At 58.8% G+C, this 12348-nt stretch carries 10 protein-coding genes; 6 read left to right on the forward strand and 4 right to left on the reverse strand.

The genetic code is table 11. From position 1 onward, the window contains the following. The first annotated feature begins 868 nt into the window (after positions 1-868). The 3 genes from RRH01S_RS08970 (at position 869) to RRH01S_RS08980 (ending at position 5470) form a co-directional block, all read left to right on the forward strand. A complete protein-coding gene (locus tag RRH01S_RS08970; protein ID WP_012649429.1) occupies positions 869-3013 on the forward strand; it encodes a bifunctional diguanylate cyclase/phosphodiesterase in 2145 nt (714 codons plus the stop codon). Between the two features lie 205 nt (positions 3014-3218). Then, entirely contained in the window at positions 3219-3680 is a 462-nt protein-coding gene (locus tag RRH01S_RS08975; RefSeq protein WP_012649430.1) for a DUF1801 domain-containing protein, read from the forward strand. A gap of 254 nt (positions 3681-3934) precedes the next feature. Further along, complete coding sequence (locus RRH01S_RS08980; RefSeq protein WP_234711670.1) at positions 3935-5470, forward strand: glycosyltransferase family 39 protein; 1536 nt, start codon at positions 3935-3937, stop codon at positions 5468-5470. A 67-nt stretch (positions 5471-5537) separates the two neighbouring features. On the opposite strand, the gene RRH01S_RS08985 is transcribed toward RRH01S_RS08980, so the two are convergent. The 4 genes from RRH01S_RS08985 to RRH01S_RS09000 all read right to left on the reverse strand — a co-directional run bounded on the left by RRH01S_RS08985 (position 5538) and on the right by RRH01S_RS09000 (position 9171). Next, on the reverse strand, positions 5538-6140 hold the full coding sequence (locus RRH01S_RS08985; RefSeq protein WP_042470985.1) for a 2-hydroxychromene-2-carboxylate isomerase: 603 nt from the start codon (positions 6138-6140) through the stop codon (positions 5538-5540). Beyond that, on the reverse strand, positions 6137-6721 hold the full coding sequence (locus tag RRH01S_RS08990) for a TetR/AcrR family transcriptional regulator (protein ID WP_007690547.1): 585 nt from the start codon (positions 6719-6721) through the stop codon (positions 6137-6139). Before RRH01S_RS08990 ends, RRH01S_RS08985 begins: the two co-directional genes overlap by 4 nt. A gap of 14 nt (positions 6722-6735) precedes the next feature. Further along, the gene (locus tag RRH01S_RS08995; protein ID WP_012649433.1) at positions 6736-7923 is read right to left on the reverse strand and encodes an acyl-CoA dehydrogenase family protein; all 1188 of its coding nucleotides are present in this window, start codon (positions 7921-7923) and stop codon (positions 6736-6738) included. A 147-nt stretch (positions 7924-8070) separates the two neighbouring features. Continuing rightward, positions 8071-9171 (reverse strand): LLM class flavin-dependent oxidoreductase, encoded by a 1101-nt coding sequence (locus tag RRH01S_RS09000; RefSeq protein ID WP_007690545.1) that lies wholly within the window; start codon positions 9169-9171, stop codon positions 8071-8073. 445 nt (positions 9172-9616) lie between these two features. On the opposite strand from RRH01S_RS09000, the gene RRH01S_RS09005 reads away from it, so the two are divergent. From RRH01S_RS09005 to RRH01S_RS09015, 3 genes are all read left to right on the forward strand, one after another. Further along, positions 9617-10573: an ABC transporter substrate-binding protein gene (locus RRH01S_RS09005; protein ID WP_012649435.1), complete on the forward strand. Its 957-nt coding sequence runs from the start codon at positions 9617-9619 to the stop codon at positions 10571-10573. Further along, entirely contained in the window at positions 10570-11376 is an 807-nt protein-coding gene (locus RRH01S_RS09010; RefSeq protein WP_012649436.1) for an ABC transporter permease, read from the forward strand. Before RRH01S_RS09005 ends, RRH01S_RS09010 begins: the two co-directional genes overlap by 4 nt. Before the next feature lie 113 nt (positions 11377-11489). Then, positions 11490-12329 (forward strand): ABC transporter ATP-binding protein, encoded by an 840-nt coding sequence (locus RRH01S_RS09015; protein WP_012649437.1) that lies wholly within the window; start codon positions 11490-11492, stop codon positions 12327-12329. Positions 12330-12348 lie beyond the last annotated feature (19 nt).

Raw genomic sequence — 12348 nt, forward strand, 5'->3', positions numbered from 1 at the left:
CATCGGGATCTTGTCGCCAACGTTGGCGGGCCAAGGGGGCAAAGCGCGGCCGGCGTCAAGTTCTTCCAGCTCATTGATAAAATATAAAACATCGATCCTGGCGAAGGACTTGGAAAATTCCTCGATTTTCGCAAAGGCAATCTTCTGTCCCGAGGAGCTCGAATTAGGATGTGGCGCAAAGCCGCAAATATAAAGGAGTCGTCGCTCTTTCATAATAATACTTTCGCCCTGTAACCGTTTCTATAAATAACGATTTCGGTCGTTGCGCAATGCTCTGGTGAAAATCTTGCGAATACGAGCGGAAAAACCATCTTCGTCTCCGAAGATTTCCCGATGTCACTCATATCTATTCGTAAAATCGATATTTTACACTGTTGGTAAAGAACCATAGAGGGATTTGCCCCTCACCGATCAAACTATCAAGTTGGTCCCACCGTTGTTCGCGACAAGATTGACTATCTGGAGCCCTGAGATGTGAGCGGATCGCGCTCGTCGGCGGGCGTTCAGATTTGAGCATTGATTGATTTATGAGAGAACTGCTTGCGGGGGCACAGCCACACCCGATTCCTGCGATTGGCCGAGCGCCAGATACCGAAGTCGGCAGCATAAGTAGTCTTTAGCGCTTTTGGCGGGATTTGAACCACCGACTGATCGTGATCCGTGAGGCGATTGAAGGAATTGCAAGAGGAGAGTACCCGGGCTCCAAACATTTGCGGACCAGATTTTCAAGATGACCTTGTTAACCACGCACCTTAATTGCGCCTACACGATCGGCAGGTAGATTGAGGATGCAGCGCATTGCGGACATGATGTCTCCTGCAGTCACGCCGACATGATCCCTCCAATTTATATCTCGCTCGGACTTTTTATGTCGCTCAACCGCGCAACTGGGCAGGCGCGTGCCCAGACGTTTTCCGTGTTCGTCGTGACCACCTGTTTCCTGTTGATCGCGCTCGTGCTGACAGGCCTTGTAGCACACGTCGTTACGACGATGACGCACTCGGCAAATGAAATGGACGATGCCCGGGCCGGCCGTGCTGCACAAGCCGGGGTCGCTGCATTGATCTCACGTCTCAGTGGAACCACAACGGACAACGCCGTATGGGACGATGCCTACAATGCGATCGGTTCCGCGGCTGCCACAGACTGGGCCTATACGAACTGGGGCAAGACCAGCGCGAATTATCCTCTTTATGATGGCGCGATCGTGATCGGTCCGGACGGAGCCACTATCTCCGCCTATGCGAAGGGCAAACCCTTCCAGCCTCGGGATCTTTTCGGAGAAGCGTTCGATCGTCAAATCGAGGCCGCCGCCGATCCAAGGCAAGAACCCATCATAAATTTTATGAAGACGGAAAGCGGCATAGCCCTTGTGGCGTCTCAGGCGATCCAGCCTTTCACGGCCGGAGCAGCCCTCCCGAAGCTCAGTGTATTGAGCTACTATAAAGAACTGACGTCTGACGTTCTCGACACGTTGTCAGATGAGCACGAACTTGAGGGATTGCATCTTGCACCTGCGCCTACGCAAGGTCTCCTCAGTACGCCCGTCAAAGATATGAACGGCGCCACGATTGCATATCTCGTCTGGCCCAGCGTGGCACCCGGCACCGCAGTGCTGCACAACGTCTATCCCTATATAGTGGCAGCCGTCGTCATCCTTCTTCTTTTCCTGGGGGGCGTCCTTTTTGCCGGTGCGTCCGAGGCACGACGCCTGCGCGCGCTTGCGGAGGCTGCCCGTTTCGAAGCCAGCCACGATAGTCTGAGCGGCTTGCTCAACCGGCATGGGCTTCTGGACGCTCTCGATCACCCGGGCAATTCCGACAATAGGTCGATGTCGCTCTACCTGATCGATCTCGACGGCTTCAAAGCAGTCAACGATGCGTGGGGACATGCCGTCGGCGATGACTTGATCCGCATCATCGCCAAAGTGCTGCCGACCTGCCATCACGAAATCATTGCTGCGGCAAGGCTCGGCGGCGACGAGTTCGCGCTGGTGCAGATTGGGTCCGCCACACCCGAAGAAGTGGAAAAAGCAATTCTCGGGCTATTTATAGAGCCCTTCAAACTCGACGGGCGGACAATCGAGGCCGGAGCTAGCATCGGATCCGCAGTCGGTACCTCAAGCATCGCACCGCTGGAGCTTCTGCGCAGGGCCGACATGGCCTTGTATCGCGCCAAGGAAGACGGAAAGGGCCACGCCGTCGAATATGACGCTGAGCTTGACCGGGATCGCCAGCGGATTGCCGAACTGGAGAGCGAATTGAGAAGTGCCATCAACAACGGCACGATCGAACCGGCGTTTCAGCCCCTGGTTTCTGCGTCGACAGGTGTGATCACCGGCCTTGAAGCTTTGGCGCGCTGGCCTAGCCCGGCAGGCAATATCAGCCCCGAGGTTTTCATACCGCTTGCCGAAAAGTCTGGTCTGATCGACGCTCTCGGGATCCACATGCTGCGGCGATCGATTGCTCACGCAAAGAACTGGAACGGCTTGACACTGTCGGTCAACGTGTCGCCAATTCAATTGTGCAATCCGGACTTTGGCGCACAGGTGATCGCTGTCCTGAAGGATTTCGCTTTCGATCCCGCTCGCCTTACTTTGGAGATAACCGAAGGCGTCCTCATCACCAATCCCGATCAGGCTCGCCGCTCGATCGACCAACTCAAGAGTATTGGTATAAAGTTCGCGCTCGATGACTTCGGATGCGGTTATGCAAGCATCGGCGCGCTGCGGCAGTTCGGGTTCGACCGTATGAAGATCGATCGTTCACTTGTATCCGGGGTCAAGGAAGCAGGAAATGGAGCCGATGTTCTGCGTGCAACGATCTCCCTGGCTACGGCCTTGGGGATCCCCGTAACCGCCGAGGGTATTGAAACCGCTGAACAGGCAGAGGTGTTGCGCAATGCGGGGTGCGATCAGCTGCAAGGATACATGGTCGGCAGACCGGTATCGGCGGATGAAATTTCGCGAAAATTGTTCCAGGCGGATTCACGATCGGAACGTGTGCGAGCGTAAGAATCCGCGGATAATTTCAACCTGCGGCAATGTTCATGTCGCCTTGTGAAAGGCATTGACAGAAGGCGACGCTACCAAACCAAGATCTTCGGGAAAGACCCGCCGCCGAATCTCTCGTCGGCACAGGGGTTGATCTGCTCGGGAGTTGATCGGCTGACTCTGCTGTGGTTCAGTCGCTAAGCGTCTTGGCGAGGAGAACGTTGCGATGAGGAAAGCGACAGCAGTCACGGAGAACAGTGATCCGAAGGAAGGCGAGGGCGGCACTCCCTCTCAGCTGATCGATGCGAGGATAGAGGAGCTGGGCGATTGGCGGGGCGATACGCTCGCGCGGGTCCGCGCTCTCATCAAGCAGGCCGACCCCGAAGTGGTCGAGGAGTGGAAGTGGAGAGGTGTTCCGGTGTGGTCGCACGACGGAATCATCTGCACCGGTGAAACCTACAAGAACGTGGTGAAGATGACTTTTGCCAAGGGCGCTTCGTTGGAGGATACTTCGGGCCTCTTCAACGCCAGCCTCGAAGGCAATACCCGGCGTGCCATCGATTTCCAGGAGGGCGCCAAGATTGATGAAGGGGCGTTGAAGGCGCTCATTCGCGCCGCCGTGGCGCTGAATACGTCGGTGCTAGCTGCTGCTCGCGTCCGTTCCCGAAAGACTCCGAAGAGTGCCTGACGAGCGTCGTGAGATGACGGCAATCCGTCACTCTCTATGCCCGGTGGCGATATAGCGGGCAGCTTCAGACCATGGGGATGTGCGGTCGAAAGCCGAGGGCAGACGCGGATGCTCTACGACCGCCCCGTCAGCTTTATCCCCTGCTATAGCCTTTGCCTTCGTCACGGTGACACACTATACCGCTTACCTAAATAAGGCGCGGGTGCATGCCGTCGTCATTCGCGAACGAGATTTTTCCACCAGAAGGAAAAGCGATGGATAGCGTTGAGGGCGGCGAGCGTTCCGCCAAGTCGGGTCTATTTTCCGATCTACGATGGGTGACGTGGGTTCTTGCCGCCTATTTCCTCGTGCAGGCCATCGTTCGCATCGCTTTGCCGAACTCGTTGCGTGTCGACGAGGCGCAGCAATTCGTCGTCGCGCAATGGCTCGACTGGGGCTATGACGCGCAGCCTCCTCTCTACAATTGGATTCAGCAAGGCGTGTTTGCTGTTTTCGGCACCACATTGGCGTCGCTGGTGGTTTTGAAGAACGTTCTGCTCTTCCTTGTGTACTACACCTACCATCGGGTGGCCCGATTACTGCTTGCCGACAAGGGGCTGGCGGCGATCGCCACCCTGTCGCTGCTGACGATGCCGCAGATGTTCTGGCAGGCGCAGCGGGACCTGACCCATACGGTCGGAACGCTGCTGGCAATCTGCCTGTTTCTCCACAGTGTCGTCTCGACGCTGCGAAAGCCCAGCTTCATATCCTATGCCTCTATGGGGGTGTGGGTCGGCGTGGGGATGCTGACGAAATACAATTTTATCCTGATCGTCCTTGCGACCTTTGTCGCCGTCCTCAGGCATCCCGATGGGCTGAAGAGAGTTCTCGACAAACGGCTGCCGCTGACGATCCTGCTGGCAATCCTCGTCTTCCTGCCCCACGGCCTCTGGATGACCTCGCACATGAGCGCGGTCATCGATCAGACCACGCGGACCATGTCCGAACAGGGAGAGGGCGGCAAGCTTTCCGACATTGGAAACGGGCTCAAGGAGCTGTTCGGGACCGGTATCGTCATTATCTTGCCGACCGCCGTCATCTTCCTCATTTTTTTCCGCAAGGCGTTCCTGCGGAGTTTTCGTGCAAGAGGTGAATGGTCGGATTTCGTGGGCACGATACTCGTCGCGACGCTCTCCATATTGCTGTTGATGATCCTCGTGGTTACGCTGACGGAATTCCGGGATCGCTGGCTGCTGCCGTTCCTTTTCCTGACGCCGCTTTATTTCTGCCTGAAGCTCGAGGCATCAGGGGTCGGATCCGCCGAGGTATTCCGGAAATTTCTTTATGTGCCGCTCACGATGATGGTGGTGCTGCCGCTCGTCATCGCGGGAAGCGTGATCCTCCCGAAATTCTTCGGCTCTTATGAGCATCTGAACACGCCCTACACCCCGTTTCTCGAGCAGGTCGTGGCGGCCGAGGGACGAAAGCCGGCGGCGGTGGTGACAACGACGTGGCAGAAAGCCGGCAATGTCCGCATCAACATGCCGGATACGCCCGTCATCTCGATCGCCTATCCGCTGTTCGACATCGATCATGCCAGCATAGGCCATCAGCCTCTGCTGCTGGTCTGGAACGAGCGGGATGGCAAGCCGTCGACCATGCCCGTCTCGTTGACGGCGTGGCTGAAAGAGAAATACGGAGAGGCCCTGTCCAATCCGGAACAGCACGACATGGCCGTGCCTTACTATTATGGCCGCGAACCCGACCGCTATCATTTCGGCTATGCCTGGGTCTATCCAAACGGGAAATAGCGGCCAACGGTAATATGCCGGCCACTCCGTCGAGACGAAAGTGGCCGGGAACGCGGAGTTCTCCGCGTCAGGCGATCAGCTTCTCGCCGTTCAGGTGGCGCTCCAGGAAGGGCAGGCTGTCCTGTCCCCAATAGAGTTCGCCGTCATAGCGGAAAGTGGGAAAACCGAAGACGCCGGCGGCTTTTGCTGTGTCATAGTTCGAGCGCCAGAGTTCCTGCACGTCGCCTTGCTGCGCCCGTGCCTCGAGTGCCGCTCCGTCGAAGCCTGCGGTGTCGGCAATCGCCTTGCGCACGTCAGCATTGCCGATGTCCTCGGCGCGTGACCAGAAGGCTTCTTGCAGGGCCTTCGTCAGCCCGATCCAGTCCTTGCCGTCAAGCTGTGCGGCAATCACCGTCAGGCCCGCGGGCGTCGGATCGGAAAGGCCGGTCCTGTTGTCCAGATCGAGGCTCTTGCCGCGCAGTGCTGCCCAACGCTTCAGGTCCTTGAACCAATAGGCACGCCGTGGCTCCGGCCGGTTGCGCGAAAAGATAGCGCCGTTTTCTTCGACCAGAGGGATGATATAGGGCCGGATGTCGGCGCCGAAGCGCGCGGCAAGCGCGGTGAAGGGTTCAAGCCCGATAAAGGCCCAGGGGGACCCGATGCCGAAGAAATAGTCGATCGTCTTTGTCATTTTCCATTCCTGCTTTGAAGTCCACGGGACACGACTGCCCCGTCAAAAACCGTCAACGCGCAATCCCTGGCAACCAGCACCGCATTCGGATCGCGATCGACGGCAACCGTGGCAAGCGCTCCTTCATAAAGAAGCGCAAGATGCGCAGCCGGTTGTTCCGATATCGCACCGGCGCGCAGCATGATCGATTTGAAAATCGCGCGCACGGCGCTCTTGTGTTCGCGGGCGACGAAAACCACGCGCTCGGAATCGCCGTGTTCGGCGACCGCCAGTGCAAAGGCGCATCCCCGGAATTCCGGGCTGTCGGCCTTTTCGAACAGCCTGTCGAAGATGGTGGCCAGCTGGTCCCTGGGCTCTCCGATTGTTCTCGTCACCTCGTCGAGCGAGCTCATCACGCGGTCGTGGCGCTGGCTCAGATAGGCGGCAACCAGATGATCCTTGGAGGGAAAGTGACGATAGAGGGTCGCCTTGGCGATGCTGGCCTCTTCGACGATCCTGTCGATGCCGACAGCGCGGATTCCCTCCTTGTAGAAGAGGGCCCCGGCAACATTCACGATCTGCTCGGATATGGACGTTGTCATGATGCTATGGTCGATCAGCCGGTTTTGAGAATGGATCGGGAGACAAGCGTGGGAGAAAGCTCCGGCGGGCGTTGCGTCTTTGCGCTTTGTTCAAGTGCAGCGCGTCCGAGGATGGAAATGGCCGTATCCTCCTGCGGGGCGTGCACGAGGACGGACTGGATATCGCGGAAGTGTCGCTCAATGCCCACATCCGCGCTGAGGCCGGGATTGCCGAGTGCGCCGACGGCAAGCTGCACGGCCTGGCGAATTTGCCGGCCGGCCAGAAGACGGGCACGGATCAGCCTTTCCGGGCTGTCGAGGCCGTAATCCAGGGCGTCGAAGATGATCTGTCTTGCACCGGAGACCTGAAGGTCGATCTCTCCGGCAAGCGTGACGAAGCGTTCCGTGCGGGCAATCGGATAGCCGAGATTGGACGGCACGCGCTCATGGGCGAAGCGGACGAAGGCTTCCTGGGCCGCCTCTGCCGCGCCGAGGTAAATGGCGGTGAGCGCCAGGGTCATGCTGGCATGGGCGCGATTGTCCTGCGTGCCTGCGGCAATATCCGTCAGATCAAGCACATCCTCGCGTGGGATCTCGACATTGGTGAACTCCACATCATGCGAACCGCTGGCGCGCATGCCGAGGCTCCGCCAGTTCTCGATGACGTTAATTCCCGGCAAGCCGGAGGGGACCACGAAGGTGCCCACGCGCTGCGGCTCCTCGTCGGTGCGAGCCCAGACGAGAAAATGCGTCAGTCCGAGAGCGCCGGTGACGAAGCGTTTCTTGCCGGTGATGGACCAGCCATGCGGCGAGCGCCGCGCCAGCGTATCCGGCAAGCCGCCGCGCGCGGGCGATCCGAGATCGGGCTCCACACGTGCCGCATTGAGCAGGATGGGGCGCTCCTTCGCCTCATTAAGCAGACGGCGATAGAGGCCTTCCGGCCATCGGTTGCGGCTGGCCTCGCCGAGATGCGTGAAGATCGTCATCGCGCTGATCAACGCCACCGAAGGATCTCCGCGCCCCAGTGCCGCGAGAATCCGGCCGGTCTCGGCAAGAGAGGCGCCGGTGCCCCCGAAGCGCGTCCCGACTGTGCTTTCGAGGAGGCCGCTCTTGTGCACTGCCTGGATACCCACCCAGGGAAAGGCGCCTGTCGCGTCCGCGGCAGGTGCCGCGTCGGACAGGGTACGGGTAAGATCCGTCAAATCGATCGTGCTATGGGACACTCTGATGAGCCCTTTCCGATTGAAGAAATGCGCGATGCTTCATGCGTGCTTGCTTACCGCACGTTGAATTTGGTCTTGATGCTGGTGGTGACGAACGAAGCTGCCGCCATTCAGGGCGACAGGCTTAATCCTCTGATGTCGCCGTCCTCAGGCAACATTTCGCTGCTGCGCGGCTCGCCCGTCTATTCCGGACCTGACCAGTGGCAGGATATAGCGGCCATAGTCGATGGCATCGTTGAGGTTATCGTAGCCGCGGATCGAGATCAGATCGGCGCCAAGGTCGATATAGTCGAGGATCGAGTCGGCGATGGTCTGCGGGGATCCCACGAGCGCCGTTGAGGCACCCCGCGCATTCGTTGCCGTCACGGTCGGGTACCAGAGCGCCCGGTCATGTACCTCGCCGCGTGCGGCGATATCGAGCAGGCGCTGCGAGCCGACATTTTGCGGCGGCGGTGCCGATGCCGGGGCCTTGCCGAGACCCTTGGCGCGGTTTTCTTGTAGAGATTCCAGCACGCGATGCGCCTTGGCCCAGGCCAGTTCATCGGTTTCGGCGACGATCGGCCGGAACGTCACCCAGATGCGCGGGCGATCGGTGCGCCCTGCGCGTTTGGCCTCGGCGTTGATGCGGTCGATCTGCTCCTTCGTCTCGGCCAGAGGCTCGCCCCAAAGGCCGAAAATGTCCGCGAGAGCGCCGCCGATCCGGTAGGCTTCATCGGACGAGCCGCCGACCGAAACCGGGATCTTGCCGTTTACCGGGCGGACCTGGTTGCTGAACTGCTTGAACTGGTAGTAGCGCCCGTCGAAGTCGAAGGGCTCAGGCGATTCCCAGGCGCGCCTGAGGATGCGGATATATTCCTCGAGCCGCTCGTAGCGCTGCTCCTTGGTCAGGAAATCGCCTTCGCGCGCCTGCTCGACATCGCTGCCGCCGGCGATGAAGTGGACGACGACCCGGCCTTCGCTCAGCTGATCGAGTGTGGCCAGCGCCTTTGCCGCCACCGTCGGATAGAGTGTGTTCGGGCGCAGCGCGATGATGATCTTGATGTTCTTCGTATGGGCCGCGATGGTCGCGCCGATCGTGAACGGATCGAATGAGGAGGAGTCGTAAGGGACCAAGGTATAATTGAAGCCGTAGTCGTCAAGTGAGCGCGCATATCGCACCAGAAAGCGCGGATCTATTGCAGGCTGCGGCAGTGGATTTATTTCGGTGGAGGGGTTGGTGAACGTAACGCTTATGAATTCAGCAGACATACTTCTTCCTCGCCTGTCTCATCAATCGATCATGCCCGAAGCTTAGTTCGCGGTGATGCCGACTAGAAAGACCAGTCTTTCTGTTGTCTAGTAATTTTATAGAAATTATTTTCACAAGATGTGGCGCCTGGAAATGACCTCATTGCGTATGGAATATCGGAAGGAGATGCTCGCCTTGGGCGAGCAATATCTTGCTCGACATAAATCGAAGCTGGCAATTTTTTGCCGGAAGCGCCGGTCGCCAGGATAAGAGGCAATGTCGGATCGATTTGATGCCATCTTCCCGTCGAAGGCGAAGCAGACATGATTTCAGGATGTTAATATCCATGTAAGGCGCAAGGGGGCCGTTTCTTGCCGTCGTGCAACCATCGCGATGGCAACTGGCACGCCTCTTGCTCTCAATTTACTAATCCGACTGTCGGATTGGTGTTTTTGGGAGGAAAACATGAGACATTTGAAGTGCCGGCTGTTGCTGGCCGCCGTTGCCCTTATGGTAGCAACATCCGTGAACGCCGCCGATAAGGTCCGGCTCGGCAATCTTAAATTCGCCCATTACGGTGCGATCTCCTACATGAAGGAGCTGGCTCCGAAATACGATCTGGAAATCGAGGAGCGGTTCTTCGCCAAGGGTATCGACATCCTGCCCGCCATCGTGGCCGGCGAGGTAGATGTTGCCGCGAGTGCCGTTGATGCGGCGATTGCCGGCCGCGCCAAGGGTGTGCCGATCTACGCCGTCGCCGGCTTTGCCAAGGGCGGTGCGCGCATCGTGGCGGGAACCAAATCGGGGATCACCTCGATTGCCGAGTTCAAGGGCAAGAAGGTTGGTGTTGCCCGCGGCGGTGCCCAGGAACTGGTGCTGCTTGCCGAACTCGACAAGGTCGGCCTTACCTGGTCGGAAAAGCCCGGCAAGGATGTCCAGATCCTCTATATGGCCTATGCCGACCTCAATCAGGCGCTGATGGCCGGTGATATCGACGCGATGAGCCAGTCGGAGCCGCAGGCAAGCCAAGCCATCAACAAGGCCTTCGGCGTCGAGATCCTCAAGCCCTACGACACGCCGATGGGAATGCCCGTTCGCTCACTGGTCTTCTCGGAAGAGTTCTACAAGAAGAGTGACGTTGCCGAGCGCACCATGAAGCTCTTTGTTGAAGCAACCAAGACCTTCATCGACAAGCCGGACCTGGCGGAGAAATATGTCATCAACGACATGTTCAAGGGCCAGATCACGCCTGAGGACTTCAAGGACGCCATCGGGAACTCGCCCTACAGCTACGAGATCACGCCCGAACACGTCCAGATCACCACCGACCTGATGATGAAGTACGGCGTCGGCAAGCTCGTCAATCCGCCGAAGGCGACCGATTGGGTGAAGACGGACCTTCTGGAGGACGCCCTGAAATGATCAAGCGGCTGTTGCAAAACCTCGCCGTTCCGGTCGTCTTGCTGACCATATGGCAATTGATGTCGATCTTCGGCCTGGTCAGGCCGGAGATCCTGCCGTCTCCTGTGGCGATCATGGAGCGGCTGTGGCTCTATCTCATGCCCGAGGAAACCTTCCAGGAGGCCGGCGGTATCGGTGCCTGGATCATGTCGAGCGAGCTTCTGGGCGATCTGCTGGCGAGCCTGCAGCGCGTCGTTCTGGGCTTTGCCGTCGGGGCGGGGCTTGCGCTTCCCCTCGGATTGCTGATGGGCACGGATAAGACGATCGAGCGATATCTGAACCCGGTCATCCAGTTCCTGCGGCCGATCCCGCCGATCGCCTATATTCCGCTGGCGATCCTCTGGTTCGGTCTCGGCAATCCGCCAGCGATCTTCCTGATTGCCATCGGAGCCTTCTTCCCGGTGCTGATCAACACGATCAGTGGCGTTCGCAACGTCGACAGCATCTATGTCCGCGCCGCCACCAATCTCGGCGCCGACAGGCTTACCCTGTTCCGGCGCGTCATCCTGCCGGCCGCCACGCCCTATATCCTCACCGGTATGCGGATCGGTATCGGCACGGCCTTCATCGTCGTCATCGTCGCTGAAATGATCGCGGTGAACAGCGGCCTTGGATACCGGATTCTCGAGGCCCGGGAATATATGTGGTCGGACAAAGTGATTGCCGGGATGATCGCGATCGGGCTGCTCGGCCTTGCCATCGATATTGGCGTCAACCGGCTGAACAGCCACCTGTTGCGCTGGCATCGCGGGATCGAGTCCTAGCCGGAGCTATGAGCCTGACAGTCTTTAATCTGCCAGTCCGCCTGCCCCGATGGATGGGACGCGGACCGGCCCGATGGCGTTGATCCGTCAATGTCCGCAATGGGAGGAATTTTATGTCGATCATCCCCGTAAACCTTGCCTCGTTGGCCGGTGCTACCTCTGCGCCTCAGATTTTTGCGCGCGGCGTAAATAAGATCTTCGGCAAGGAGCCGGCTACCGTCACGGCGCTGAAAGACATTGATCTCGAAATCAATGCTGGCGAATTCGTCTGCCTTCTCGGCCCTTCCGGCTGTGGCAAGTCCACCCTGCTCAACGCCATCGCTGGCTTCTCCCTGCCGACTGCCGGGACGTTGGAAGTCTCCGGCAAAGCCGTCACGGCCCCCGGTCCCGATCGTGGCATGGTGTTTCAGGAATATGCGCTGTTTCCCTGGATGACGGTCGAGCGCAATATCGCCTTCGGACTGGAAATACGCGGGCTAGCGAAGCAACAGATCGCCGAGACCGTTACGCAGCTTCTGGACCTCTTGGGGCTGAAGGAATTCCGCCAGCGCTTCCCCAAGGATCTTTCCGGCGGCATGCGCCAGCGCGTGGCGATTGCCCGCGTTCTGGCGCTCGATCCTCCGATCATGCTGATGGATGAGCCGTTCGGCGCCCTCGATGCGCTGACACGGCGCTCGCTGCAGGATGAACTTCTGCGCATCTGGCAGGCGGTCGGCAAGACCATCGTTTTTGTCACACATTCCATTGAGGAAGCCATCTATCTCGGTTCGCGCGTCGTCATCCTCACCTATCGGCCGGGCACGATCAAAAGGGATATCCGTATCGAATTGCCCTATCCGCGGGACACCAATTCCGTCGAATTCAACGAGATCAAGCGGGAACTGGCGCAGATAGTCCACGCAGAGCAGGACCGTTTTGCATCGGACGAGCGCCAGGGTCTTACCCTGGACTGATGGATCGAAATGTCGCGCG

Origin of the sequence: Rhizobium rhizogenes NBRC 13257 (genome assembly GCF_000696095.1) — a bacterium.
In the GTDB taxonomy this organism is placed as follows: Bacteria; Pseudomonadota; Alphaproteobacteria; order Rhizobiales; family Rhizobiaceae; genus Rhizobium; species Rhizobium rhizogenes.